Source organism: Allobosea sp. (assembly GCF_051860145.1).
GTDB lineage: Bacteria > Pseudomonadota > Alphaproteobacteria > Rhizobiales > Beijerinckiaceae > Allobosea.
This window is the reverse complement of the sequence record NZ_JBHYEM010000004.1, coordinates 350,130-375,997: the sequence shown is the minus strand read 5'-3', so window position 1 is coordinate 375,997 and position 25,868 is coordinate 350,130. Positions and strand designations below refer to the sequence as shown.

The window sequence follows — 25,868 nt, the reverse complement described above, 5'->3', positions numbered from 1 at the left end:
GGAAAACGGACGCGATCCTTGGGCTGACGCCTCACGGGGTCGTCGCGATAAACCCCTTGGCCATGATTAGATCACGGCCGGCCCAGCTCGGTCAATTCCCGAGTTCGCCGGCGAAGCGGCCGGCCGCAACGCACCGGCGGCGGGCCGCCTCAATCCATCCGCGTCACCAGCACCTTGTCGATCCGGCGGCCGTCGAGATCGACCACCTCGAAGCGCCAATGCCCCTTGTCGAAGGATTCGCCGACATTGGGCAGATGGTTGAGCTCCGCCAGGATGAAGCCGGCAACGGTCTGGAAATCGGCGTCGCGCGGAATATGGATGCCGAGCTCGTGCGAGAACTCGTCGACCTGCATCCAGCCGGCGACGAGATAGGAGCCGTCGGCGCGGGTGACGATCGGCGGCTCGCTCTCGTCTTCCTCCTGGAAGGCGCCGATGATCGCCTCGAGCACGTCGCCCGGCGTGATGATGCCTTCGAAATGGCCGTACTCGTCGAAGACCAGCGCCATGTGTACGCGGGAGGCGCGGATCTCGCGCAGGACGATCAGCGCATTGGCGGTGTCCATCACCACCGGCGCCTCCTGCACCAGGACGCGCAGGTCGTATTCGCCGCCATCGGCGAGGAAATCGACCATGTCCTTGACCACGATGACCCCGACGATGGCGTCGGACTCGCCGTCCTGCACCGGCAGGCGCGAGCGGCGCGAGGCCCGCACCTGGCGGCGCAGCTCCTCGGCCGTATCGGAGAGGTCGATGACCTCGACCTCGCGGCGCGGCGTCATCAGCGCGCGGGCCGAGCGATCGGCGAGGCGCATCACGCCGGAGATCATGTCGCGCTCGTCACGCTCCAGCACGCCGGCGGTCTCGGCCTCGGCGATGATGGTGCGGACTTCCTCCTCGGTCACCCGCTCTTCCGTCTCACCTCTCTGGCCCAGCAGCGCCAGCACCGCCTTGCCCGAGATGTCGAGCAGAAAGACCAGCGGCGCACCAACCCGCGACAGCAGCGACATGGCCGGCGCGACGCGCGACGCGACGCGCTCGGGATCGCGCAATGCGATCTGCTTCGGCACGAGCTCGCCGACGATCAGCGACAGATAGGTAATGGCGACGACGACGGAGCCGACGCCCAACCCGTCGGATACCGCCTGGGAGAAGCCCTGCTCCAGCAGCCAGCCCGAGAGCCTGGCGCCGAGCGTCGCGCCAGAAAAGGCGCCGGACAGAACGCCGACGAGGGTGATGCCGATCTGCACGGTCGAGAGAAAGCGGCCGGGATGCTCGGCGAGGCGCATGGCCGTCGCGGCACCTTTGCTGCCTTGATCGCTGAGAACCTTGAGCCGTGCCGGGCGGGACGAGACCACTGCAAGTTCGGACATGGCGAGGAGACCGTTGATCACGGTCAGGGCCACGACAATCATGATCTCGGTTAACAAAACCTGCCCGCAAGCTGCAGGGCCGCACTCGATATCGGCCTGCTTTCAGCTCCTTATAGCGTATCGCCGCCGCGTGGCGATGGCCTTGACGCAGCATTTTAGAGCATTAGCGGTCAACATCTTCGCACCGATCGCGCTTTCCATCGCCCGGCGAAGCGGTTTGGATGCGCGCCACCTGAAACCGGCTGGCCTGTACATGACCGATTCCCGTCTCTTCGCCCCCGCCACCCAGCGCAACCGCGAGCCGATCCTGGCGCTCCTGCGCACGGTCCTTCCTCGGACGGGGCTCGTCGTGGAGATCGCCAGCGGCTCGGGCGAGCATGTCGTGCATTTCGCCGCCGCCCTGCCGGACCTGACCTTCCAGCCCTCCGACCCGAGCGAGGAGGCGCTCGCCAGCACCGGCGCCTGGATCGCCGAGACCGGGCTCCCTAATATTCGCCAGCCTTTGCTGCTCGACGCCGCGGCACCCGCATGGCCGATCGAGGCCGCCGACGCCATCATCTGCATCAACATGATCCATATCGCGCCATGGGCCGCTGCCATGGGGCTGATGAAGCAGGCCGGCCGGCTGCTGCCCGAAGGCGGACCGCTCTATCTCTACGGCCCCTATCGCCGCCCCGGCCGCGAGCTCGAACCAAGCAACCTCGCCTTCGACCAGAGCCTGCGGACCCGCAATCCCGAATGGGGTCTGCGCGAGCTCGACGCCGTGGCAAGCCTCGCGCGCGAAAATGGCTTCGACGATCCGGAGGTGACGGAGATGCCGGCAAACAATCTCAGCCTGGTTTTTCGCCGGGGTTCGCGCGGCTGACGAGCCAGGAGTTTGCCGGAAACTCTGGTGCGGACGGCGGGGATCGAACCCGCACAGCCTTTCGGCCGAGAGATTTTAAGTCTCTTGCGTCTACCAGTTTCGCCACGTCCGCTTGCGGGCAGGCGTAGCGGGGCGGGGCAGCCGGTGCAAGCCGCCTCTCAGGGCCGGCGCGCCGGCTTGTACCATTCGACACCGTCGGGATCGACATAGAGGCCGGGCGCGACATCGGCGCCGATGCGCTTCTGTTCCATCGGCACGGGCACCGTATCGTCCCGGTCGCCGCGTTTCACATAAGGGCCGCTGTGCTGCGGATCCTGGCCGCGCCCGCCCCTGCCGCCTGTCGCGGCGAGGCCGACGACGCCGCGCCGCCCCTTGATCTTGTCGTCGAGCGAGCCGACCGGCCGGCCCGCGAACGCGATCTTCGCCGACCCCTCGACAATGGGCAGCGCCCGGCTCGCTGTGCCTTCTCCGGTGACGCGCACGCCGGTGAAGCGCGGCACATAGGTCGCCCCGCCCCGGCCAAAACTCTCCCAGCCGCCGGCCGAGGTCACTTGCGCGCCGCAGCGCTTGTGGCTGCGCTCGCACAGCGCCCGCGACGCATAGCGCGGCGCCTTCTCCTCGAACTCGGCGCGCGCGTTGCGATAGGCGAAATCGCATTGCGGCGCGCTCAGCCGGCCGGCCGCGATGCATTCGTCGCGCCGCTCATAGACCTGCCCCTGCGCCTGCGCTGCGAGTTCGGATGGTCCCGTCAACGAAAGAGCCGGCAGCAGCGCGGCGATGCGCAAGGTGGCGGCGAAGGATGAGGCAGCGGTCATGATCATGGCCCGGGCTTAAATCCCAGAATTATGGCGTCACAGCAGCGCCCGCATCGTCGCAGCGAGCTCGCGTGTCGCGCCATAGTCGATCTTGCCATTGCCGAGCACGGGAATCGAGCCCGTCACCAGGATGGCGCGCGGCGCCCAGAGCTCGGGGAAGCCCTGCGCCTTCGCCGCGTCCTGCAGCGCGCGCTTGTCGGCGTCGGGCTTCTCGGTGACGAGCACGAGCTGCTCGCCCTTGCGTGCGTCGGGCAGGGCGACGACGACATGGTTGAAGCCAGGCCAGAGCCCCGCCACCATCGATTCGACCGCGGCGAGGGAGACCATCTCGCCGCCGAGCTTGGCGAAGCGCTTGGCCCGGCCGCGGATCGTGACGAAACCGTCCTCGATCACCACGATGTCGCCGGTATCGTGCCAGCCGTCCTCCGGCGGCACGATCTTGCCCGCCTCGTCGGCGCTGAGATAGCCCGCCATCACGTTCGGGCCGCGCACCACGAGCAGCCCGCCCTCATGGATGCCCTCGACCGGATCGAGCCTGGCCTCGATGCCCGGCAGCAGCCGCCCGACGCTGCCTTCGCGCATCGCCACCGGCGTGTTGCAGGCCAGCACCGGCGAGCATTCGGTGCAGCCATAGCCTTCGAGGATCGTGGTGCCGTAGGGCTGCCACATCGCCCGCGTCTCGGGCTTCACCCGTTCGGCTCCGGCGACGACATAGCGCACGCTCTTGAGATCGTCGGGATCGGCCGCCCGCGCGTAGCCCTGCAGGAAGGTGTCGGTGGAGAACAGGAAGGTGCAGCCCATCTCGCCGATCAGCTTCGGCACCTGCTTGTAGTGCAGCGGGCTCGGATAGAGCACGACCTTCATGCCGTGGAGGAGCGGCATCAGCAGCCCGGCGGTGAGGCCGAAGGAATGGAAGGCCGGGAGCGCGTTCATGACGATGTCGCGCGCCGACAGGAAGCCCGCCGCGAGCGCGAAGATCTGGCCGCTGTTCGAGACGAGATTGGCGTGGCTGAGGACGACGCCCTTCGGTCTGCCCTCGGTTCCGGAGGTGAAGAGGATCACGGCGGGATCGTCGGGCCTGGCCTCATGCGCCCGCAGCGCAAAGCCCGGCGCGAGGCTCTGCAGCGCCGCCCAGCCCTTGTCGAGACTGGTGATCGCCTTGCGGACATCCTCGAGATAGACGACCCGCCTGCCCTCGCCCAGCGCCGCGATCTCGTCGTCGAGCTTGGCCTGGTCGATGAAGCGGCGCGACGTAACGATCGTCTTCAGGCCCGCCAGCTCGGCCGCGGCCTTCAGGTTCTTCACCCCCGCCGTGAAGTTCAGCAGGGCCGGCACCCGGCCATAGGCGCTCAGTCCGAACAGCGTCACCGCCATGCCCTGGACATTGGGCAGCATCAGCCCGACGCGCTCGGCAGGCCCGGTGAGGTCCGCGAGCTTGCGGCCGAGAACCAGCGCGCCGAGAACGAGCCGCCCGAAGCTGACCGGCTGGCGCTCGGGATCCTCCAGCGCGATCCTCGCCTTGCCATGGCGCGCAATCGCCTGAAGCAGCGCGCGAAACAGGGTGACCCGCGCCGCTGCGGCGTCGAAATCCGGCGTGGTGGCTTGAACTTCAGTGACTTGGGTTTCGGCCATGTCAGGCTCTGCTCCCGTGGCATTCCTCAAGGGCAACGTAGCGGGCGGCCGCCTGGTTGCAATCACTGCGGCTGGCCTGCCCACGGCATTCGGCCCAGGCCGTCGTCACCGGCCGCGAGCGGAACATCGCGGCGTGCCGTCGGTTTCCATTGTAAACGCAATGTCGGGAGTGAAAGTCATGTCTGCCTCAGCCAAAGACCGTCTCATCATTGCGCTCAGCGCGCAGCTGCGGGCGGAGCGCGACACCCGCGAGGCGCTGGCGCATGTCATCGCCAACGGGCAGCTCGACCGGGCCGTGCTGGTAGCGATGCTGACCGACCCCATCCCGGTCGTGACGCGCGAAGACCTGGTCGATGCCGAGCGGCTGGTCGCCTCGATGCGCCCGCGAGCCGCTCTTGCACGGGAGACCCTTGCGCGGGCGACGGCCTGATGGCGCCCCGCCCTGCCTGGAAGGGCCATCTCAAGCTCTCGCTGGTCTCCTGCGCGGTGGAGCTGACCGGCACGACCGACCATAGCGAGAAGGTCTCGTTCCGCATCATCAACCGCAAGACCGGCAACACGGTGCGCCGGATCTATGTCGACGGCGTCACCGGTAAGCCCGTCGCCGAGGAGGACGAGGTCAAGGGCTACGAGATCGGCGACGACGAATATCTGCTGATCGAGGAGGACGAGATCGAGGCCGTCCAGATCGAATCCTCGCACACGCTGGCGATCGAATCCTTCGTCGACCGCGCCGCGATCCCGCCGATCTATTTCGACACGCCCTATTACCTGACACCGTCGGACGAGGTCTCGGAGGAGGCCTTCGCCGTGATCCGCGAAGCGATGGCGCGGCAGAAGAAGGCCGGGCTGGCGCGCATCGTCCTGTTCCGCCGCGAGCGGCCGGTGATGATCGAGCCCTTCGAGAAGGGCCTGCTGCTGACGACCCTGCGCTACGAGAAGACTGTACGAAAGCCGGACGAGGTCATGGGCGACATCCCCAAGGTCAAGCTCGACCCGGACCTGGTCGAGCTCGCGACCCACATCATCGACAAGAAGCAGGCGACGTTCGATCCCTCGGGCTTCGAGGATCGCTATGAAGACGCCCTGCTGGCGCTGATCGCCGCCAAGAAGAAGGGCAAGAAGCCGCCGAAGGTCCATTCCACCGAAAGGCCAGCCAATGTCGTCAACCTCTTCGATGCGTTGAAGAAGAGTCTGGCGGCCGACGGCACACCGGACAAGGCGGCGAAGAAGACGAGGACATCGGCCAAGGCCCCGACGCCGCGCAAGAAGAGCGCCTGACGGGGCACAGCGATGGCCACGCTCGACCTTTACCGCGCCAAGCGCGATTTTTCCCGGACGAAAGAGCCGCAAGGCAAGGCTTTGCGGAAGAAGGTCAAGGAAGCGGGCGGCGCTTTCGTCATTCACAAGCATGCGGCGCGGCGGCTGCACTACGATCTCCGGCTCGAACATGATGGCGTGCTCTGGTCCTGGGCGGTGACCCGCGGGCCCAGCCTCGATCCCGACGAGAAGCGCCTCGCCGTCCATGTCGAGGACCACCCGCTCGACTATGGCGGCTTCGAGGGCACGATCCCGAAAGGCGAATACGGCGCCGGCTCCGTCATCATCTGGGACGAGGGCCAATGGCAGCCGGAAGGCGATCCCGCCTTCGGCCTGAAGAAGGGCCACCTCGCTTTCGAGCTTAAGGGCCACAAGCTCGCCGGCCGCTGGCACCTGGTGCGCCTCAAGCCCCGCCACGGCGAGAAGCGCGACAACTGGCTGCTGATCAAGGTCGAGGACGAAGCGGCGCGCGACGACGAGGACATCCTCGAGACCGCGCCGAATTCGGTGAAATCGGGGCTTTCGGTCGAGGAGATCGGCAAGACCGAGGAGCCAGCTAGGGTCTGGACGAAACAGCAGCAGCCGGCCAAGGCGAAGGCAGCGAAGGCTCCGCGCCGAAAGACCGCGAAGCGCGGCACCGACCTGCCCGATTTCGTGCCTCCGACCCTCGCCACCCTGCAGACCAAGCCGCCGACAGGAGAGGACTGGCTGCACGAGGTGAAATTCGACGGCTACCGCGTCCAGGCCCGCCTCGAAAATGGCGAGGTCAGGCTCCTCACCCGGACTGGGCTCGACTGGACCGGCCGCTTCGGCACGCCAATCGCCAAGGCGCTCGCCGCCCTGCCCTGCGAGAGCGCCTTGATCGATGGCGAGATCGTCGCTCTTTCCGAGAACGGCATCTCCTCCTTCTCGGCCCTGCAGCAGGCGCTGTCGGAGGAGCGGCCGGAGGGTCTCGTGTTCTTCGTCTTCGATCTCCTCCACCTCGACGGCGAAGAGCTGCGCGAAGACCCGCTCATGGCGCGCAAGGAGCGCCTCGAAGCGCTGCTCCAGCATGCAGATGGCGGCGGGCCATTGCGCTACAGCGAGCATTTCATCGAGCCTGGCCAGACCATGCTGAGCCATGCCTGCCGAATGGGCCTTGAAGGCGTGGTCTCGAAACGGGCCGACGCGCCCTATCGCAGCGGCCGCGGGCGCGACTGGATCAAGTCGAAATGCACGCAGCGCCAGGAATTCGTGATCGCTGGCTACGTGCCGTCGCAGGTGCCGGGTCGCGGCCTGCGCTCGTTGCTCGTCGGCTACAACAAAGGCGGCGAGCTCAGGCCAGCCGGCCGCGTCGGCACGGGTTTCTCGGGAAAATCGGCTCCCGCGCTGAAGCGCAGGCTCGACGCGATCAGAACGGACGCATCGGCCTTCAAGGGCAAACCAGGCCGCGAACGTGGTATCGTCTGGGTCAAGCCGGAGCTCGTCGCCGAGATCGAGTTCCGTGCCTGGACAGCGTCGAAGACGCTGCGCCACGCCAGTTATCTCGGCCTGCGCGAGGACAAGCGTGCCGGTGACGTCGTCGCGGAAGAAGCGCAGCCCGCCGACACGAAGCCGGTCCGCCCGTCGCCGAGAAAGGCGAAGAAGCCGATGACGAAAACCGCAGCGCGCAGCGCGGTCACGCTCAGCAATCCCGACAAGCCGCTCTGGCCCGATATCGGCCTGACGAAGCAGGATCTGCTCGACTATTACGCATCGGTCTGGCCGCGCATCCAGCCCTATCTGGTCAATCGACCGCTCAGCCTCTTGCGCGCACCCGATGGGATCGAGGGCCAACGCTTCTTCCAGAAGCACGCCTCGCCCGGCATGCACGACGCGATCGCCACTGCGAGCGACCCGGAGGATGGCGAGGAGCTGCTCTATATCCGCGATTTCGATGGCCTGGCGGCGCTGGTGCAGCTCGGCACGGTCGAAATCCATGTCTGGGGCGCGACGATCGACGCGATCGAGACCCCCGACCAGGTGATTTTCGACCTCGATCCGGACGAAGGCGTGCCGATCGCACGGGTGCGCGATGCGGCGCTGACGGTCCGCGAACGCCTCGCCGAACTCGGCTTCGAGAGCTACCTCAAGACCTCGGGCGGCAAGGGCTTCCACGTCGTCATCTCGCTCCGTCCGAAAGCCGACTGGGCGAAGGTCAAGGAATTCGCCCGCGATTTCGCCAAGGCGATGGAACAGGCCGAACCGAAGCTCTACACCGCCACGCTGTCCAAGAAGGCGCGCAAGGGCCGCATCTTCATCGATTATTTGCGCAACGGTCGCGGCGCCACCGCCATCGCGCCCTTCTCCACCCGGGCGCGGCCGGGAGCGGCCGTCTCGATGCCGGTGGCCTGGGACGAGCTCGGCGAGGGCTTGAAGCCCGACCGCTACAAGGCGAAAGACGTCATGAAGAACGGCGCGCCCGACGACGCCTGGACCGGATTCTTCGCGCCGAAGCGGGGCTTGTCGGCGAAATGAGCCGGCGCCCCGGGCCTCAGGCCCGGGACCCCGACAGCAGGATGCGCGACGCTCCGCGCCCGGCCAGGTCGAGGCGCTGGGCGAACCCGGTGGCACCGGTGTCGAACGATTGCAGCGATGCCTCGGCATCCACCTGACGCATCAAGGCCTGCCCCGTCATGGTTTGCGCAGGCTGGAGGCCGAGCGATCTCAGGATCGTCGGCGCGATATCGACGATGCCGCAGGCGCGCCCGTCGACGGCACCGGGCTCGAAACCCGGCCCGCGCGCCATCAGCACCGTGTTGAGCTCGTGACGATTGAGGCCGCCATGCATGCCGCCGCCGACGGGCACGTCGGCCTTGGTGATCAGGCCGAGACCGGGATTGCCGTAGCTGTCGGGCGCATCGTCGGAGCGCAGCACATAGATCAGGTCGGGCTGCCGGGCATGATCGAGATCGACCAGTGACAGGGCGAAGCTGCCTTCGACCTCGCCCTCGACCTCGTTGCGAGCCTTGGAGAACAGCATCCCGAGCAGCTCCTGCTCGCGCAGCCAAGCGGCGATGGCGTCGCGCTTCGCCGTCCCGCCTTCGAGAATGCGGATCTCGCCCATGTTGCCGCCCGTCATCGCGAAGCTCGCGCCCGCGAGCGTGCGCTCGGCGGCGCGGCGCCCGGCATGGCCTTGCTCGCGCAGCAGGCCCGCCAGGTCGAGCGCATCGCGGCTCGAGATCTGGCCATGGTCCGAGGCGGCGATGACGACATACTCGTCCGCGTCCGGCTGAGCCGCGACCCAGTCGAGAATGCGCCCGAAGGCGGCGTCGACATGCTTCAGCACGGCCAGCGTCTCCGGCGAGCCGAGGAAGCGGTAATGAAACGAGGTGTCGGGTTCGTTGAACCAGATCAGCGCGACATCGGGCTTCATCTCCGCCAGCACATGCTCGCGCAGCACCTGCTCGGCGTAATCGATCTCCTCGAAGCGCGGCAGGCTGCGTGGCGGCAGCGGCCCGAACCGGGCGACGACCTCGTCATTCGCCTCGGGCGTCTGGCTGTGCTCGCGTCCGAGGATCGAGAAGGTCCAGTGGCCATTGGCCCTGGCGCGCGGATTGATCAGATAGGCCGATCCGGCCGAGCCGCTATGGACGACGGCGAGCCGCTTGCCGGCCTGCGCCAGCACATCGCCGAAGCTCGCGGCCTCGACCAACCGGCCGCCGGTGGCAGCCTCGGCGAGCGCGATGTCGTCGGCCCGGCTCATGTCGAGGACATGCTCGCGCGTGACCTGCGGAAACAGGAAGGCATTGCCGACCACGCCATGCACCCGCGGCGGCGCGCCGGTCGCGATCGAGGTCGTGGCGACGCGCGTCATCGACGGGAAGACGCTGCGCGCGTCGCGGAACCAGGTGCCCTGCCCCGCGAAGCGCGCGAGGTTCGGGGTCTGCTCCGGCGTGACGAAGTCAGGGCGCAGGCCGTCGAAGACGCAGATGATGACGCGCTGCGCCTCGGTCGTGTTGGCAGGGCTCATGGGAGGATCCTCAGCGCAGGGTCGGGTCGAGACGGTCGCGCAACCAGTCGCCAACCAGGCTGACCGCCAGCGTCGTCAGCACGATGGTACAGGCCGGGGCCAGCATGATCCAAGGCGCGCGGGTCAGGTATTCGCGGCCATAGCCGACCATGTTGCCGAGGCTGGTCATGGGCGGCTGCACGCCGAGCCCCAGGAAGGAGAGCCCGCTCTCCAGCAGGATGACCTCCGGGACGGTCAGGGTCATCGAAACGATCAGGGTCGAGGCGATGTTCGGCAGGATATGGCGCAGGTAGACCCGCGCCGGGCTGGCGCCGATCTGGCGGACCGCGCCGGCATAGCCTTGCGCCCCGGCCGAGATGGCGAGCCCGCGCGCGATCCGGGCATAGCGCTCCCAGCCATAGAGACCCATCAGCCCGATGAAGAGCGGCAAGGCGTTGCCGAAGAATGCGAGCACCGAGAGCGCCAGGATCAGGAAGGGCATGGCGGCCTGGAAATCCGCCAGCATCAGCACGAACTGCTCGACCAGCCCGCGGAAATGGGCGGCGAGGAAGCCCAGAACCGTGCCCAGCACGGCCGAGATCAGCGTCGCGCCGAACGCGACCAGCAGCGAGATCCGGATCGAGACGATCAGCCGCGAGAGCACGTCGCGGCCGAGTTCGTCGGTGCCGAGCCAGTGCTGCGGGTGGAACGGCAAAGCGAGCCGGTTGCGCAGGTCATAGGCCGTGAAGCGATAGGGCGTGATCCAGTCGGCGGTGAGGGCGACGATCAGGATGAAGGCGATCCAGATCAGCCCGAACCAGACCATGAGCGGGATGCGCTGCTTCGGTTTGGGGGCGGCCTTTTCGGATGAAGCGGCCAAGGCGGTGCCGGCGGAGGCGATGTCTGCCATCTCAATGCCCTCCCGCCTTGACGCCGCTGCGCAGGCGCGGATCGAGGACGCCATAGAGCAGGTCGACGATCAGGTTGGCGCTGACCATGGTGATCGCGACCAGCAAGAGGATGCACTGGACCACCGCCAGGTCCCGGTTCGAGACCGCAACCACCAGCAACCGCCCGACGCCGGGCCAGGAGAACACGCTCTCGACCACGACGGCGCCGGCGATCAGGCTGCCGACCATGAAGCCGACGACCGTCACGGTGGGCACGGCCGCGTTGGGCAGGGCATGGCCGCGCACGACCCTTGCCCAGGGCACGCCCTTGGCGCTAGCGGTGCGGATATAAGGTTGGCCGAGCACCTCCAGCATGGCGCTGCGGGTGAACCGGGCGAGCACGGCGGCCCCGCCGATCCCGAGCGTCAGGACTGGCAGGATAGCGTGGCGCCAGCTCTCCTGCCCGCCCGAGGGCAGCCAGCCGAGCTGCACCGAGAAGACCAGCACCAGCACGAGCCCGAGCACAAAGCTCGGCACGGTGAAGCCCGCGACCGCCGTCACCATGACGATCCGGTCCGTCAGGCTGTCGCGATGCAGCGCCGCATGGATGCCGGCGGGAATGCCGATGCCGAGCTTGAGCGCCAGCGCCGGCAAGGTCAGCGCCAGCGTCGCCGGGATGCGCTCGATGACGAGCTGGATCGCCGGCCGGCCGTCGCGCATCGACAGGCCGAGCTCGCCCTGCCCGATCGCGCTGAAATAGCGCAGATATTGCAGCCAGATCGGATCGTCCAGGCCCCAGGCCTTGCGGAAGGCGGCGATGGCTTCCGGCGGCGCATCGACGCTCATGATGATCAGGGCCGGGTCGCCGGAGAGGCGCAGCACGATGAAGGCGAAGGTGACGACGAGCGCCACAGTCAGCGCGGCACGACCGAGGCGAATGAGGAAGAAGCGGAGCATCAGCTTGCGGCCTTGAGGAAACTGGCCTGGTCCTGCGCGACATGGCAGGCGGTCAGCCTTCCATCCGGCATCGGCAGCAGCGCGGGACTCTCGACCTTGCAGCGTTCGCGCGCCGCATGGCAGCGCGGATGGAAGGCGCAGCCGCTGGGGCGCGAGGCCGGGTTCGGCGGATCGCCCTGCAGGACGATGCGCGGCCTGGCGCGGCGCCCCGGCACCGGCGAGGCCGAGACCAGAGCCTCTGTATAAGGATGCGTCGGGTTGGAGAGCAGAAGATCGGCCTCGCCCTCCTCGACGATGCGGCCGAGATACATCACCGCGACGCGATGGCTGACCTGGCGCACCACCTTGAGGTCATGGCTGATGAACAGCATGCCGAGCCCGAGCTCCTGCTGGATGTCGACCAGCAGATTGACGACCTGCGCCTGGATCGAGACATCGAGCGCCGAGACCGGCTCGTCGCAGACCAGAAGATCCGGCTTGGTCGCGAGCGCTCGCGCGATCACGGCGCGCTGCCTCTGCCCGCCCGAGAGCTCATGCGGATAGCGCCCGCCCTGGTCGCCACGCAGGCCGACCGATTGCAGCAAGGTGAGCGCCATGGCGTCGCGCTGCTTCGCCTCGCCCAGGCCGTGCACGTCGAAGGGCTCGCGCACCTGTTCCAGGATCGACAGCCGCCGGTCGAGCGCGCCGAGCGGATCCTGGTAGATCATCTGCATGCGCGCCCGCATCCGCCGCCATGGTAGCGTGCCGGTGGGAGGAAGCGGCGCGCCGTCGAACAGCACGTCGCCGTCATCGGGCGCCTCGAGGCCGAGCGCGAGGCGTCCGGTCGTCGACTTGCCCGAGCCGGATTCGCCGACGAGCCCGAGCGTCCTGCCGCGCTCGACGGTAAGCGAGACGCCATCGACGGCACGCACCGTGACGGACCGGCCAAGCAGGCCGCGACGCATCGCGTAGCGGCGCGCGACGCCGCGCACCTGAAGCAACGGAGAACCACTCATGCGAAAACCCGCTCCGAACGCGGCGTCGGAGCTTTCAAGGGCGAGGTCCTGATGCAGGCCGCGAGCCGTTCCGGCGCCTTCGCCGTAAGCGGCGGCACGCCTGCGTCGCAGGCCGGCTCGTGATGCGGGCAGCGCGGCGCGAAGGCGCAGCCGGATGGCAGGTTCCACGGCTCGGGGACATTACCCTCGATCGGCGCCAGCCGGCGGCGCACGCCCTCCAGCGGCGGCAAGGCGGCCAGGAGGCCCTGCGTATAGGGATGCAGCGGCTGCTCGAACAGCGCGTCGGAGCGCGCCGTCTCGATGACACGCCCGGCATACATCACGCAGACGCGGTCGCAGGTTTCGGAGATCACGCCGAGATCGTGGCTGATCAGCACCAGCGCCATATTGGTCTCGCGCCTGATCCTGGTCAGCAATTCGAGGATCTGCGCCTGGATCGTGGCATCGAGCGCCGTCGTCGGCTCGTCCGCCACCAGCAGGTCCGGCTCGCCGGCGAGCGCCATCGCGATCATCACGCGCTGGTTCTGGCCGCCCGAGAGTTCATGCGGAAAGGCGTCGAGCCGGCGCGCCGCATCGGGAATGCCGACGAGATCGAAGAGCCGCCTCGCCTCGGCCGCGATCGCGCGTCCCGACAGGCCGCGATGCAGCGCCAGCGCCTCGCCGACCTGCTTGCCGAGGCGAAGGACCGGGTTCAGGGCGCTGGCCGGATCCTGGAAGATCATGGCGACGCGCCCACCGCGGACGCTGTCGAGCACCGCAGGCTCGGCATCGATCAGTTCGCGGCCCTCCAGCGTGACGCTGCCGGTGACCCGCGCCTTCTTCGGCAGCAGGCCGAGCGCCGCAAGCCAGGTCACCGACTTGCCGCAGCCGGATTCGCCGACGAGGCCGACAGCCTCGCCGCGTCCGATCGCCAGGTCGATGCCATGCAGCACCTTGACCCCGTCGAAGGCCACCGTGAGGTCACGGATCGCGACCAGGGGTAATGCCGCGCCCTTCTCCGACATCGCCGTCACGAGCGGATACCGCCCCAGTTGCCGTCGCGGAAATCCATGACGAAGGACTGCGCCGCCTTCCACTGGATGTCCTTGCGCTTGGCGGTGAAGTTCGCCGTCTGGTGCAGGACGGTATAGGCGGGGTCCTCGCGCTCGCAGATCTCGAGGATGCGGCGGAAGGCGGCGCGCCGCTGGCTGCCGTCGGTCGAGGTTTCGAGCACCTGCGAAAGCCGGCCCATCTCCTCGTTGCGCCACTCGCCGATCTGCCATTGCTGGCCGGTCGGACCGTGCTGGGCGGTGATCGAGGAGACGGGGTCGTTGAAGGAGGCGCTGTTCGACCAGTCGCGCACCGCGCGGCTCGGCCCCTTGGCCAGCACCTGCGGAAAGTTCTCCTTGGTCTCGATCTCGACGTTCAGGCCGATCTCGCGCCAGCTCTCGACCAGCACCTGCGCGGTGGCGACCTGGCCGGTATAGTAGTTGTTGAGCAGGCGATAGGGGATCGGGTCGCCCCTGTAGCCGGACTGCTTGACGAGATCGCGCGCCAGCTTGAGGTCGAAGGCCGGCACCGCCCAGTCGGCCTGGAACATGTCGCCGTAGAATTCCCATTGCAGGCCCTTGGGCACGCGCGTGCGCCCGCCCCAGAGCGCGTCGACGATCGTCTGCCGGTCGATGGCATGGGTCATGGCGCGGCGCACCAGCGGGTTCTCGAGCTGCGCATGCGTCTTGTCGAAGACCGTCAGCCGGTGGTTCGAGATCAGCCCGCCCAGCACCTCGTGGCGCGGGTCGCGTTCGATCTCGCCGATCTGGTCCGGCGGAATGTCGCAGGCGAAGTCGTACTCGCCCGAGCGCAGCCCGTTGATGCGGGAGGAAGTCTCGGGCACCTCGACGAAGCGGATCTGCTTCAGCGGCGGCCGGCCGCCCCAATAGGCGTCATGCGCGACCAGCGTCAGCGACTGATCAGGCTTGAACTCGGCGATCCGGTAAGGGCCGGTTCCGACCGGCTTGCGCGCCCAGTCGAGCCAGGAGGCGGCCTCCGCGAAAGCCTTGCGCGAGACGATGATGCCGACATTGCGGGAGATCCGCCCCTCCAGCGTCACGTCCGGCGTCTGGTTGACGAAGCGCACGGTGCGGGCATCGACGATCTCGATGCGCTCGAAACCGGGAAAGGCACGCTTGGCGACGGCCACGACCTCGGCCGGCGGCTGCTTGCCGGCCGCGCCCCCGGTGACCGAGCCGAAGAGCCCGGCCGCCCCGGCCTGCGCCGCGCCGCCCCACATCCGCTCCGGCCCGAAGGAGAAGGCGACGTCCTCGGCCGTCATCACCTCGCCGTCGTGGAACTTCACCCCCTCGCGCAGCGTCAGCTCGACCGTGCGGTCGTCGATGCGGCGCCAGCTCGTCGCGAGGCCCGGCCTGAGCGAGAGATCGCCGATCCAGTCGGTATCGATCAGGCTCTCGGCATAGCTGCAGAAGGTACGGGTGCCGACATTGGACTGCTCGCGCAGCGTCTCCAGCGTGTTGGAGTTGGCGATCTTCTGCACCGCGATGGTGATCGAGGGGCGGTTATCAGCCTGGGCGATGGCGAAGCGCGGCAGGATCAGGGTGCTGGCCGAACCGGCGGCAAGGCCGAGTGCGCCACGGCGCGTGAGACGGGTCATGGAACCCTCCGGAGGATCGTCGGAAATGGGAGCGGCGCGCCGTCGCTTGGCGCGCCGCTAGACGTTTGGGATCAGCTCCGGCCGCCCCAGTTCTCGGCGCGGAAATCCATGGCGAAGGCCGGCGAGGCCTTCCAGGCGATGGCCTTGGGCTTGGCCGTGAAGGTCGCGTTCTGGTGGAGCACCGTGTAGGCCGGGTCCTCGCGCTCGGCGATCTCCAGCATCCGGCGGAAGGCCGCCTTGCGACGAGCGTGGTCGGTCGAGGTTTCGAGCTCGACCGAGAGCCGGTTCAACTCCTCGTTCGTCCATTCGCCGGCCTGCTGCTGCTGGCCATTGGGGCCGTGCTGGGCGACGAGGGAGGAAACGGGATCGTTGAAGGGCGCGGAGTTCGACCAGTCGCGCACGGCGCGTGTCGGCGTCCGCTCCAGGATCTGCTGCCAGTTCTCCTTGACCTGGATCTCGACATTGAGACCGGCCTCTTTCCACATCTCGGCCAGGATCTGCGCGGTCGCGGTCTGGTTGGTGTAGTAGTTGTTGAGCAGGCGATAGGGGATCGCCTCGCCCTTGTAGCCGGCCTGCTTGACGAGATCGCGCGCCAGCTTGAGGTCGAAGGCCGGCACCGCCCAGTCGGCGACGAACATCTCGCCATAGTAGGGCCATTGCAGCCCCTTCGGGATCACCGTGCGGCCGGCCCAGAGCGAGTCGACAATCGCCTGGCGGTCGATCGCATGCGTCATGGCGCGGCGCACCAGCGGGTTCACGAGTTGGGGATGGTGCTTGTCGAACACCGTCAGGCGGTGGTTGAGGATCGTGCCGCCCTGCACCTCGAAGGCCGGGTTCTGCTCGATCTGGGAGATCTGGTCCGGCGGAATGTCGCAGGCGAACTGGTATTGGCCCGAGAGCAGGCCGTTGATGCGCGAGGCGGTCTCCGGCACCTCGACGAAGCGGATCGATTTCAACGGCGGGCGGCCGCCCCAGTATTCGTCATGGGCTTCGAGCAGGAGCGAGACGTCCGGCCGGTATTCGGCGACGCGGTACGGCCCGGTCGTGACCGGCTTGCTGGCCCAGTCGCTATAGGTCTTGGCCTCCTCGAAGGCGCGCCGGTTCATGATCTCGCTGCCATAGCGCGAGATGCGGCCTTCCATCGTCACGTCCGGCGTGCCGTTGACGAAGCGCACGGTGTATTTGTCGACGATCTGGACGCCGAGCAAAGCCGGCCAGGACCGACGCGCCACGGCCGGCACTTCCGCCGGCAGCTCCTTGCTGGCCCGGCCGCCGCCGACGACGAAATCGACCGAGATAGTCTTGCCGGCCGCCGGCTGCGTGTCGCCGAACATGCGCTCCTTGCCGAAGGAGAAGGCGATGTCCTCTGCGGTCATCTCGTCGCCATTGTGGAACTTGACGCCCTGGCGCAGCTTGAGCTCGACGGTCCTGTCGTCGATGCGCTTCCACTCGGTGGCGAGGCCCGGCACCGTCTCGAGATTGCCGAGCCAGTTCCTGCCGATCAGCCCTTCCCAGAGCGAGGAGAAGAACACGCGCTCGCCGACATTGGACTGCTCGCGCAGCACGTCGAGCAGGTTGGAATTGGCGATCTTCTGCACCGCGATGGTGATCGAGGGCCGGTTGTCGGCCTGGGCGATCGCGAAGCGCGGCAGGATCAGCGCGGAGCCGCCGAGGGCTATTGCGCCGCGACGCGTGACGGAACGGACCATGATTCGCCTCCTTCGGATTCGGGATCGGGCTTGCGCTCCTCGAGCCCGCGCGGGCTCGAGCGGAAATGGGTCAGCGTCCGGTCGGCATGGGTCAGCCGCCAGGACAGCGCCTTCTGGGCGTAGTCGCGCACCAGCGCCGCATAGGCCGGGTCGTCCGCCAGGTTGACGAACTGGTTCGGGTCCTTGGCGAGGTCGAAGAAGAGCGGCGGAAGGGCAGCGAAATGGACGTATTTATAGCGCTCGTCCTGCACCACGCAGAGGCTGGACTCGTCCATGCCGAGGCCGAGGACCGCCTCCGGCTGCGAGTAATGCACGTCGCGGAAATCATATTCGTAATGCAGCTCGCTGCGCCAGTCGGGCGGGCGGACGCCCTGCGTGAACGGCATCACGGAGCGCCCGTCGCAGGCGCGCGGCGCCTCGCCGCCGAGCCAGTCGAGAATGGTCGGCATCACGTCGACGCTCTCGGTGAAGGCCTCCTCGACCGAGCCGCGCCGCCCTTCTGCGCCACGCGGGTCCTTGACCACCAGCGGGATCCGGAAGCTCTCGTCATGGAAGCCGATCTTGCCGAGCAGGTGATGGTCGCCGAGCTGCTCGCCATGGTCGCTGGTGAAGACGACGAGCGTGTCGTCCCATTGCCCGGTCTCGTCGAGATAGGCGAAGACCTTGCCGAGGCAGTCGTCGATCTCGCTGATCAGCCCGCAATAGGTCGCGCGCATCTGGGCGATCTCGGCCGCGTCCAGCGTCGCCCCGGACCCTTCGGCGCCGTGGAAGAAGGAGCCGCGCTTGATCGAGTCGATGTAGAACTTGGTCAGCGGATGCTGCGCCGCCTCGGCATCGGGCGACTCCGCCCGCACGAGAGCCGGCATGTCCTCCGGCCGGTACATGTCGTGATAGGGCGCAGGCGCGACGAAGGGCGGATGCGGCCGGTAATAGCCGAGATGCAGGAAGAACGGCCTGCCGGCGCGGCCCTTCAGATAGGTCAGCGCGCGTTCGGTGAAGAAGGAGGAATCCGACAACGCTTTTGGAATGCGCGCCGGCCGCTCGGTCGCACCGGGCACGGCGTCCTCGCCCTCCGGCAGCCAGATGTCCTCGCGCTTCTCGGGCAGCGGGAAGCCGTTCTGCGCCACCCAGCCGAAATAGCCATCCATATTCGGCTCGAAGGCGCCGACGGAGCGGAAGCCGTCCATCAGGTCGCCGAGCACCAGGAAGCGCGGGTCGTTCTTCGACGCGCTGCGCGGGTCCGGCGTCGTCGTGGTGTAGCCGACCAGCGCCGGATCGTAGCCGATTTCGCGCAGGGCCTTGCCCAGGTTGAAATGGCGGTGGTCGAGCGGCACCGTGTTCTGCACGGCGCGATGGTTCATCAGATAGAGGCCCGTGAGCAGGCTGGCGCGGGCCGGGCCGCAGGGCACGCAGGCCGTGACGTGGTTCGAGAAGGTCACGCCTTCCTGGCAGAGCCGGTCGAGATTGGGCGTCTTGAGGAAAGGCTCCTGCCCTTTCGCCCGCATCAGATGAGGGATGAAATCGGCGCGCCACTGGTCGACGACGACGAGGAGAACATTTCGACGGTTCATGCGCAAAGGTCCTAGGCGTGTGACCGCTGCCTAGGCCGCGTCGATGACGACGGGATGACTATCGGCCGGCGGCGAATCCCGACGCTGCGTCATGCGTACCGGTCTGGACGCCCTGCTTTCGCCGCGCTTGCCGTGCCAGGGCGGCGCCGCGCATATGGCGCCGTGCCGTCCCCCGTTCGGGGCGTTTTGTTCTGAAAGCCCTCACGTGACCCAGGCCGCCCGGTCGCAAGCCCCTGCTCCCGTCAGGCCGGCAAATCCCTGGCTCGGCTTTGCCTGCGGCATCCTGGCGGCGCTGATCTGGGGCGTTCAGGCCGTGATCTCCCGCCAATCGGTCGCGGACGGGCTCACGGCCGCCGATGTCACGATTCTGCGCTTCGTCGTCGCCGCCCTGGTCCTGCTGCCCTTCGCGCTCAGGCGGATGCGGCCCTTCCCGGTCGGCCGCCTCGGCTGGCGGCGCGCGCTGATCCTGACCGCCATCGTCGGCCCGAGCTACAGCCTGATCCTGGTCGGCGGGGCGCATTTCGCGCCGGCCCTGCATTCCTCGGTGATCTCGCCGGGGCTGATTCCGGTCTGCACCGCCCTCTTCGCCTGGTGGCTGCTCGGCGAGCGCGCCAGCCCGGGCCGGCTCATCGGGCTCGGCGTGATCGTGCTCGGCATCGCGGTCTTTTCAATCGAGGCGCTGGCCAACACGCCGACGCGCGAAGGCGCCTGGATCGGCGACCTGCTCTTCGTGCTGATCGCGGTGCTCTGGTCGGTCTTCGGACTGCTCTGCAGGCGCTGGGGCGCCGACGCGATCGAGGTCACGATCGCGACCTGCCTGCTCTCGGTGCCGCTGCTGCCGCTGCTGCCGCTCGTCCAGCCGGTGCATCTGGCGCAGGTGCCGCTCGCGGCGGTGGCGCTGCAGGCCGTCTATCAGGGCCTGATCGTCGGCGCCGCCGCGCTCTTCCTCTACACCCAGGCCGTAGCCCTGCTCGGCGCCGGGCGCGCGGCCCTGTTCCTGCCGCTCGTCCCGATCGTCACGGCGCTGTCCGGCTTTCTGCTGCTCGGCGAGAAGGCCTCGCCGACCGAGATCGTCGGCATGGCGCTCGCCGTCACCGGAATGGTCATCGCGCTCAGGGCGCGAAGCACCGCCTGAGCCTCAACCCTTGTGGTCCTTGGCGATCGGCTCGACATAGGAGAGCCCCATGTCCCAGGGGAAATAGATCCAGGTGTCCTGGCTGACCTCGGTGACGAAGGTGTCGATCGTCGGCACGCCGGCCGGCTTGGCGTAGACCGTGGCGAAATGCGCGTTGGGCAGCATCTCGCGCACGACCTTGGCGGTCTTGCCGGTATCGGTCAGGTCGTCGACCACCAGCACGCCTTTGCCCTTGCCGTCGCCGATCGCCTTGATCGAGGGTGCGACGTCCTTCAGCACTTTGAGCTCGGACTGGTTCTTGTAGTCGTGATAGCTCGCGACGCAGACCGTCTCGATCAGGCGCAGGCCCAGTTCCCGGCAAATGACCGCAGCTGGCACGAGGCCGCCGCGGGTGATGCAGACGATGGCCTCGAACGGCCCCTTCTCGGCCAGCCGCCAGGCGAGCGCGCGCGCGTCGCGGTGGAACTGGTCCCAGGAAACGGGGAAGGCCTTGTTGGAGGTCGGTTCGGCCATGGGCGGCTCCAGGCGGCAGGGCATATGTGCACCTTCCGCAAAAGCGCATCCGCGACGCCGGCGCAAGAGGCAGCGATCCTGCGTCCCCAGCGGCCTTGACGATAACGGCGTTCAGCCGGCCAGCCGCGCCCGCTCGCTCTCCAGCATGGCTTTCACCGCCGCCATCGCCTGGAGCAGCTTTTCGGCATCGCGCGAGCGCACCACGACATTGGTGTCCGGCCCGGTCTCGGACCAGAAGGGATAGGAGCCGATCGAGACCTGGGGATGGGCGGTGGCGATCTCGCCGAGCGCCGTGCCGATATCGCCCTCGCGCAGGCCGGCGCGGACCGTGTCGGACAGGATGCGGGTGCCGGTCTTCAATGTCGGGCCGACGACCTCGAGCATCGCCTGCATGATCGCCGGCACGCCCGCCATCACGATGACGTTGCCGATGATGAAGCCGGGTGCCTTCGATACCGAATTGGCGATGAGCTCGGCACCCTCCGGGATGCGGGCCATGCGCATGCGCGCCTCGTTGAGCTGATCCGGCGGAAACCGTTCCGACAGCATCGCCACGGCCCGGGGATCGTAGTCGATCGAGACGCCGAAGGCCGCCGCGATCGAATCGGCGGTGATGTCGTCATGGGTCGGGCCGATGCCACCCGTCGTGAAAACATAGGTATAGCGCGCGCGCAGTCCGTTCACCGCCGAGACGATCTCGTCGGTCAGATCGGGCACGATCCGGACCTGACGCAGCTCGATGCCGATATTGGTGAGGTATTCGGCGATATGGCCGATATTCTTGTCCTTGGTCCGGCCGGACAGGATCTCGTCGCCGATCACCAGGATGGCAGCCGTGACGGGCGGGCGGTTCAGCGGTGCGTCGGTCATGGCCGGCTCCTCCGTTGCCGGGCCGCGAGCATGCGGCCGGCTCGTGACGATGATGGTGATCCGTCCGCCTGCCCGCGCCCACCGAGATTATGGGCACGCGCTATCCTGATCGCGCTTTAGAGCTAAGGCTTTGGGACGGTGGGCTCAAGCGGGGCAAGCGCCGCATCGGACAGTCCCGTTATGCACGGGAAGCCGCTCGGCAATGGAAAACTCAGCCGCGCTTGCGTTCGAAGACGAGGTTGAGTCGGGTCTGCACCAGCAGCTCATAACCGCGCTGGGCCAGCAGGACGGTGAGGTCGTTCTGCCAGCGGGCGCGCGAATCCTCGATGATGACGAAATCGGGCCAGAGCGCCTCGGGCGCGTCGCGCAGGAACGGCTCGAGGATCAGGTCCTCGGCGCCCTCGACATCGAGCTTGATCGCGTCCAGCCGGTCGTAGCCCTCGTTCTCCATCAGCGCGAGCAGGGTCGTGGCCGGCACCCTGACGGTGCTGCCGATGCTGGAGCGCAGGATGCGGACGCTGGATTCGCCGCGGTTGGTGGGGTCGAGGAACAGCGTCAGCTCGCCCGGCTTGTCGGCGAGCGCGCAAGCCACCGCCTTCACCGAACCGAATGGGTTCTGGGCGATGTTGTAGGTCAGGCGCGAGAAGATCTCGGGCTGCGGCTCGACGGCGAGGATGCGCGCGCCGGGCCCGGCCTCGGCCGCCACGAACAATGAATAGGCGCCGATATTCGCGCCGATATCGATGAAGCGGAAGCCTTCCCGCCCGCGCGCCCGCGCTGCCAGCAGCTCGCGCTCGCGCGGGTCGAAATATTGCGGCGTGAACAGGACGCGCTTCTCGCAGACATTGCCGTCGGGATAGAGCCGCATCCGCGCGCCCAGCGACTCGATGTCGACCGGCTGGCCCTTGAGCGAGCGCAGGCCGAGGCGGCGCAGCGCATAGGCGAGCTTGCGCCCGAGGAAGCTGTCGGAGGCGCAGCGCGTCCAGCGGATGATCCGGGCCACGAGCCCCTGCGGTGCGAAGGTGCCGAAGGGCTGCGCCTCAGCGGATTGGATGTCGTTCAGTGCCATTGGCCGGCCTGATACACGCCAAAGCGGGTAGACGCCAGCGGCTTGGCGCGCCCGCCATGCTGCAAGCGTCTTGCACCTCCGGCCAAACGCAATAGATATGATGGGCAAGGAGCAGCTTGCGCATCATGACATATGACGAGAGCCTGGGACGGTCGCGCACGCGCGATCCGGTCATCAAACTTCATGGGCCCGAGGCTTTCGCCGCGATGCGCAAGGCCGGCCGCCTGACGGCCGAGGGCCTCGACATGCTTGGCGAGCACGTCAAGCCCGGCGTCACCACCCAGCGGCTCGACGATCTCGCTTTCCAGTTCGCGATGGACAATGGCGCCTATCCCGCGACGCTGTTCTATCGCGGCTACACCAAGTCGATCTGCACCTCGATCAACCATGTCGTCTGCCACGGCATTCCCGACGACAAGCCGCTGCGCGAAGGCGACATCCTCAATATCGACTACACGCTGATCGTCGAGGGCTGGTACGGCGATTCCAGCCGGATGTACGGGGTCGGCGACATCCCGCGCAAGGCCGAGCGGCTGGTCGAGATCACCTATGAGAGCCTGCTGCGCGGCATCAAGGCGGTCAGGCCCGGCGGCACGACCGGCGATATCGGCTTCGCCATCCAGCGCTATGCCGAAGGCGAGCGCTGCTCGGTGGTGCGCGATTTCTGCGGCCATGGTCTCGGCCAGGTCTTCCACGACGCGCCGAACATCCTGCATTACGGCAGCCCCGGCGAAGGCGTGCAGCTCAAGCCCGGCATGCTCTTCACCATCGAGCCGATGATCAATCTCGGCAAGGCCGGCGTGAAGATCCTGTCCGACGGCTGGACCGCCGTGACCCGCGACCGCTCGCTCTCGGCCCAGTTCGAGCACACGGTCGGCGTCACCGATACGGGCTGCGAGATCTTCACGCTGTCGCCGGCCGGCCGCGACAATCCGCTCACGGCACGATGAGCGCAGACGGCGGCCAGCGCGGACCCAAAGTCCCGCCGCCGCCGGGAGCCCGCCCCGATACGCAGCCCCATTATCACGGCCATCGCGAACGCCTGCGCGCCCGCTTCCAGGAAGCGGGGGCCGACGCCCTGCCCGATTACGAGTTGCTCGAGCTCCTGCTCTTCCGCTCTATCCCGCAGCGCGACGTCAAGCCGCTCGCCAAGGAGCTGATCCTGCGCTTCGGCTCCTTCGCCGAAGTGCTGGGCGCGCCGGCCGGGCGCCTGACCGAGGTCAAGGGCGTCGGCGAGGGTGTCGCGCTCGACCTCAAGATCGTCGCCGCCGCGCTGCAGCGCATGGCCAGGGGCGCGATCGCCAAGCGCCCGGTGCTCTCGTCCTGGTCCTCCGTCCTCGACTATTGCCGCATGGCGATGGCCTTCGCCGAGCGCGAGCAGTTTCGCATTCTGTAACAAGTCATTGATTTAGTTAGCTGACGTCCCCTGCCCTGCGCTGGACGTCCTTTATCAGCATTGCAATTGAACGACAGGAGTCTGCGAATGCAGATCGCTGAATTATGGCCCGAGCACTGGCACGGGTCCGACACTGTTGCGCGCTTCAACGTGCGCCTTTCACCCGACCTGAAACTCGTCGGACTGAAACTCCAGAAGAAGGCTGACGGTTCATACCGCGTTCGCCCGCCTAATCGTGCTGGCGCGGCGAGCTTCCACATCGGTCCGACCCTGGCCCGTGAGATCACAGACGCCGCAGTTGCGGTCATGAACGGAGGGCGTGCGCCCCGTGAATTCAGTAACTGAGACTGCCGATATTGACGATGACGAACTTCCGATTGACTGGGGAGCGCTCCTCGCGGACGACTTGCCCGAGACCGACGACCCCAACTTGGCTCGAGTTTATGAGTTGGTGCGACAGGCTAACGCCGATCGCGCGGAGGCCGCAGACCTTCGTCGTATTGCCGAGCGCGACCTACGACGCGCGGAGCGCCTGACAGCGGGCGCGGCCCCTCCAAAAGCCGACAACGACAACGACCCCGCAGGCCCAAAGGGCGCGCCGCTTCCTGTCATTTGCCCGACGGACTGGCATGGCCTGCCTGTGCCGCAGCGTGAGTGGTTCATAGAAGGCCTCATCCCGACACGGCAAGTGACAATGCTCGCCGGTGATGGCGGCGTGGGTAAGAGCTTGCTCGGCGTTCAGATTGCCGCCGCGGCTTGCCTTGGCATCGAAACGCTGGGGCTGGCCCCGGCCCGGTGCGGCGTCGTCTATCTCGGTGCGGAAGACGAGGCAGACGAGTTCCACCGCCGACTCGCCGACATCGTCGCGGCGCATGGCCGGACGCTAGCCGATCTGGTGGACTTCCGACTCATCCCTCTGGCCGATCGTGACGCCTTGCTGGCGACGCCGGACCCCAAGGGCGTTATGCAGCCGACCAGCAACTTCGTCAGCCTCGACAATCATATCGCTCGGCACCGGCCGGGGCTGGTCATCCTCGACACGAGCGCCGACCTGTTTGGCGGCGACGAGATCAAGCGCGGGCAAGTCCGGCAGTTCGTCGCGATGCTCCGCGGGATCGCCATCAAATGGAAATGCGCCGTTGTTCTGCTCTCTCACCCGTCACTTTCGGGAATGCAAACCGGCGCAGGCACGTCCGGCTCTACGGCCTGGAACAACTCGGTACGCAGCCGGATCTATCTCACTCGGCCGGACGGCAAAGACGTCGACCCGGACATTCGTGTCCTGAAGACGATGAAAGCCAATTATGGTGCCGTCGGCGATGAGATGAAGCTGCGCTGGCGCGCCGGCGCTTTCGTGCTGGACGACGGTTTGCCTGCTGCCGAAATCGCCTTCGTCAATCGGGCACAGGATGACGCCTTTGTCCGCCTCCTGAGAGCGGTGACGCGATCTGGTCAGGTGGTGGCGCCGACCAAGGGCGTGAACTTTGCGCCCAAGGTGCTGGCCGCTAGGCCGGACGCCGCGCCCTATGACGAAAGGGCGCTTGAGAAAGCCATGCATCGGCTCTTGGCCGACAGCACACTCAAGGTCGTAAGGCACGGTCCTCCGTCCAAACGCCGGCAACAACTGCTCGTTTCGGCGGATGATTTCGGCGGGGAGGACTAGGTGTTCCACCCCACCTTCCACCCCCTTCCACCCCTATACCAGGGGGGTGTTCTTCCACCCCCCTTATACCCCCCGCAGGGTGGAACACCCTGGTAGGAGCTGGACGCCCCACCGGTGTCCCTATCTGCTTACGGGCACTCAGGCAGGCTCAACAGGTTGTTGGGCTCATCGCCATCCGCGGTTGTCTTCAGATACTTGTTGCCAAACCTGCTGACCGAAACGATCACCTCGACCGTATCCCCCTGCGGTCGGCTTACAAAAAACGCTTCTTCTCCGCGTTCGATACGGCCGATAACCGTTGCCGTATCCAACTTCCACTGTGTTGTGCCACGTCCGCCCACATGCGTGATGCGTTCGTAAGCGTTCAATCGATCGTTCTTATTGATGCAACGGATCTGAAATTGCCCCGCCATTTCACCCTCCCCGGCTTCATATGACGCGGCATTATCTTACGTCACTCAACCAGGAGTCGAGGGTTGGG

23 protein-coding genes, 1 tRNA gene and 1 pseudogene are annotated in these 25,868 nt (G+C 67.3%); 9 read left to right on the top strand and 16 right to left on the bottom strand.

The genetic code is table 11. The features are described 5' to 3' along the window. Positions 1 to 149: 149 nt before the first annotated feature. The gene (locus ACTIF2_RS09805; RefSeq protein WP_439496864.1) at positions 150 to 1,412 is read right to left on the bottom strand and encodes a hemolysin family protein; all 1,263 of its coding nucleotides are present in this window, start codon (positions 1,410 to 1,412) and stop codon (positions 150 to 152) included. Between the two features lie 211 nt (positions 1,413 to 1,623). Between ACTIF2_RS09805 and ACTIF2_RS09800 the strand changes: the two genes are divergently transcribed. After that, positions 1,624 to 2,235: a DUF938 domain-containing protein gene (locus ACTIF2_RS09800; protein WP_439496863.1), complete on the top strand. Its 612-nt coding sequence runs from the start codon at positions 1,624 to 1,626 to the stop codon at positions 2,233 to 2,235. A 25-nt stretch (positions 2,236 to 2,260) separates the two neighbouring features. On the opposite strand, the gene ACTIF2_RS09795 is transcribed toward ACTIF2_RS09800, so the two are convergent. From ACTIF2_RS09795 to ACTIF2_RS09785, 3 genes are all read right to left on the bottom strand, one after another. Continuing rightward, positions 2,261 to 2,347: transfer RNA gene (locus ACTIF2_RS09795), tRNA-Leu, on the bottom strand. A 46-nt stretch (positions 2,348 to 2,393) separates the two neighbouring features. Beyond that, complete coding sequence (locus tag ACTIF2_RS09790; RefSeq protein WP_439496862.1) at positions 2,394 to 3,050, bottom strand: DUF1190 domain-containing protein; 657 nt, start codon at positions 3,048 to 3,050, stop codon at positions 2,394 to 2,396. Positions 3,051 to 3,086: 36 nt separating this feature from the next. Then, entirely contained in the window at positions 3,087 to 4,682 is a 1,596-nt protein-coding gene (locus ACTIF2_RS09785) for an AMP-binding protein (RefSeq protein WP_439496861.1), read from the bottom strand. Between the two features lie 178 nt (positions 4,683 to 4,860). Here ACTIF2_RS09785 and ACTIF2_RS09780 point away from each other — a divergent pair, with 178 nt between their 5' ends. The 3 genes from ACTIF2_RS09780 to ligD are packed head-to-tail and all read left to right on the top strand — an operon-like array spanning position 4,861 to position 8,498. Next, a complete protein-coding gene (locus tag ACTIF2_RS09780) occupies positions 4,861 to 5,112 on the top strand; it encodes a hypothetical protein (RefSeq protein ID WP_439496860.1) in 252 nt (83 codons plus the stop codon). Then, entirely contained in the window at positions 5,112 to 5,963 is an 852-nt protein-coding gene (gene ku / locus ACTIF2_RS09775; protein ID WP_439496859.1) for a non-homologous end joining protein Ku, read from the top strand. The genes ACTIF2_RS09780 and ku overlap by 1 nt, the downstream gene beginning before the upstream one ends. 12 nt (positions 5,964 to 5,975) lie before the next feature. Beyond that, a complete protein-coding gene (gene ligD / locus ACTIF2_RS09770; protein WP_439496858.1) occupies positions 5,976 to 8,498 on the top strand; it encodes a DNA ligase D in 2,523 nt (840 codons plus the stop codon). Between the two features lie 16 nt (positions 8,499 to 8,514). On the opposite strand, the gene ACTIF2_RS09765 is transcribed toward ligD, so the two are convergent. The 8 genes from ACTIF2_RS09765 to pehA all read right to left on the bottom strand — a co-directional run bounded on the left by ACTIF2_RS09765 (position 8,515) and on the right by pehA (position 18,741). Beyond that, positions 8,515 to 9,993 carry an alkaline phosphatase family protein gene (locus ACTIF2_RS09765; protein WP_439496857.1) on the bottom strand — a complete coding sequence of 493 codons (1,479 nt, stop codon included), beginning with the start codon at positions 9,991 to 9,993 and terminating at the stop codon, positions 8,515 to 8,517. 10 nt (positions 9,994 to 10,003) lie between these two features. Then, a complete protein-coding gene (locus ACTIF2_RS09760; RefSeq protein WP_439496928.1) occupies positions 10,004 to 10,798 on the bottom strand; it encodes an ABC transporter permease in 795 nt (264 codons plus the stop codon). An 85-nt stretch (positions 10,799 to 10,883) separates the two neighbouring features. Then, positions 10,884 to 11,819 carry an ABC transporter permease gene (locus ACTIF2_RS09755; RefSeq protein ID WP_439496856.1) on the bottom strand — a complete coding sequence of 312 codons (936 nt, stop codon included), beginning with the start codon at positions 11,817 to 11,819 and terminating at the stop codon, positions 10,884 to 10,886. Further along, positions 11,819 to 12,814: an ABC transporter ATP-binding protein gene (locus ACTIF2_RS09750; RefSeq protein WP_439496855.1), complete on the bottom strand. Its 996-nt coding sequence runs from the start codon at positions 12,812 to 12,814 to the stop codon at positions 11,819 to 11,821. Before ACTIF2_RS09750 ends, ACTIF2_RS09755 begins: the two co-directional genes overlap by 1 nt. Next, a complete protein-coding gene (locus ACTIF2_RS09745; protein WP_439496927.1) occupies positions 12,811 to 13,818 on the bottom strand; it encodes an ABC transporter ATP-binding protein in 1,008 nt (335 codons plus the stop codon). Before ACTIF2_RS09745 ends, ACTIF2_RS09750 begins: the two co-directional genes overlap by 4 nt. A 5-nt stretch (positions 13,819 to 13,823) precedes the next feature. Further along, positions 13,824 to 15,461 carry an ABC transporter substrate-binding protein gene (locus ACTIF2_RS09740; RefSeq protein WP_439496854.1) on the bottom strand — a complete coding sequence of 546 codons (1,638 nt, stop codon included), beginning with the start codon at positions 15,459 to 15,461 and terminating at the stop codon, positions 13,824 to 13,826. Between the two features lie 71 nt (positions 15,462 to 15,532). Continuing rightward, positions 15,533 to 17,170 carry an ABC transporter substrate-binding protein gene (locus ACTIF2_RS09735; protein ID WP_439496853.1) on the bottom strand — a complete coding sequence of 546 codons (1,638 nt, stop codon included), beginning with the start codon at positions 17,168 to 17,170 and terminating at the stop codon, positions 15,533 to 15,535. Beyond that, a complete protein-coding gene (pehA, locus tag ACTIF2_RS09730) occupies positions 17,137 to 18,741 on the bottom strand; it encodes a phosphoric/sulfuric ester hydrolase PehA (protein ID WP_439496852.1) in 1,605 nt (534 codons plus the stop codon). Before pehA ends, ACTIF2_RS09735 begins: the two co-directional genes overlap by 34 nt. A 205-nt stretch (positions 18,742 to 18,946) precedes the next feature. On the opposite strand from pehA, the gene ACTIF2_RS09725 reads away from it, so the two are divergent. Continuing rightward, positions 18,947 to 19,876 (top strand): DMT family transporter, encoded by a 930-nt coding sequence (locus ACTIF2_RS09725; RefSeq protein WP_439496851.1) that lies wholly within the window; start codon positions 18,947 to 18,949, stop codon positions 19,874 to 19,876. A 3-nt stretch (positions 19,877 to 19,879) separates the two neighbouring features. On the opposite strand, the gene gpt is transcribed toward ACTIF2_RS09725, so the two are convergent. The 3 genes from gpt to ACTIF2_RS09710 all read right to left on the bottom strand — a co-directional run bounded on the left by gpt (position 19,880) and on the right by ACTIF2_RS09710 (position 22,328). Beyond that, on the bottom strand, positions 19,880 to 20,389 hold the full coding sequence (gene gpt / locus ACTIF2_RS09720) for a xanthine phosphoribosyltransferase (RefSeq protein ID WP_439496850.1): 510 nt from the start codon (positions 20,387 to 20,389) through the stop codon (positions 19,880 to 19,882). Positions 20,390 to 20,500: 111 nt separating this feature from the next. Beyond that, positions 20,501 to 21,259, bottom strand: a complete 759-nt coding sequence (locus tag ACTIF2_RS09715) for a competence/damage-inducible protein A (RefSeq protein ID WP_439496849.1) — start codon at positions 21,257 to 21,259, stop codon at positions 20,501 to 20,503. Between the two features lie 211 nt (positions 21,260 to 21,470). Beyond that, positions 21,471 to 22,328, bottom strand: a complete 858-nt coding sequence (locus ACTIF2_RS09710; protein ID WP_439496848.1) for an FkbM family methyltransferase — start codon at positions 22,326 to 22,328, stop codon at positions 21,471 to 21,473. Positions 22,329 to 22,453: 125 nt separating this feature from the next. Here ACTIF2_RS09710 and map point away from each other — a divergent pair, with 125 nt between their 5' ends. The 4 genes and pseudogenes from map (at position 22,454) to ACTIF2_RS09690 (ending at position 25,387) form a co-directional block, all read left to right on the top strand. Continuing rightward, complete coding sequence (map, locus tag ACTIF2_RS09705; protein ID WP_439496926.1) at positions 22,454 to 23,278, top strand: type I methionyl aminopeptidase; 825 nt, start codon at positions 22,454 to 22,456, stop codon at positions 23,276 to 23,278. Beyond that, positions 23,275 to 23,721, top strand: a pseudogene (locus ACTIF2_RS09700) (JAB domain-containing protein); the annotation flags it as partial. The gene map and the pseudogene ACTIF2_RS09700, both read left to right, overlap by 4 nt. A 90-nt stretch (positions 23,722 to 23,811) precedes the next feature. Continuing rightward, positions 23,812 to 24,069: a hypothetical protein gene (locus ACTIF2_RS09695; protein ID WP_439496847.1), complete on the top strand. Its 258-nt coding sequence runs from the start codon at positions 23,812 to 23,814 to the stop codon at positions 24,067 to 24,069. After that, complete coding sequence (locus tag ACTIF2_RS09690; protein ID WP_439496846.1) at positions 24,053 to 25,387, top strand: AAA family ATPase; 1,335 nt, start codon at positions 24,053 to 24,055, stop codon at positions 25,385 to 25,387. Before ACTIF2_RS09695 ends, ACTIF2_RS09690 begins: the two co-directional genes overlap by 17 nt. Positions 25,388 to 25,515: 128 nt before the next feature. On the opposite strand, the gene ACTIF2_RS09685 is transcribed toward ACTIF2_RS09690, so the two are convergent. Beyond that, complete coding sequence (locus ACTIF2_RS09685) at positions 25,516 to 25,800, bottom strand: DUF3892 domain-containing protein (RefSeq protein WP_439496845.1); 285 nt, start codon at positions 25,798 to 25,800, stop codon at positions 25,516 to 25,518. Positions 25,801 to 25,868 lie beyond the last annotated feature (68 nt).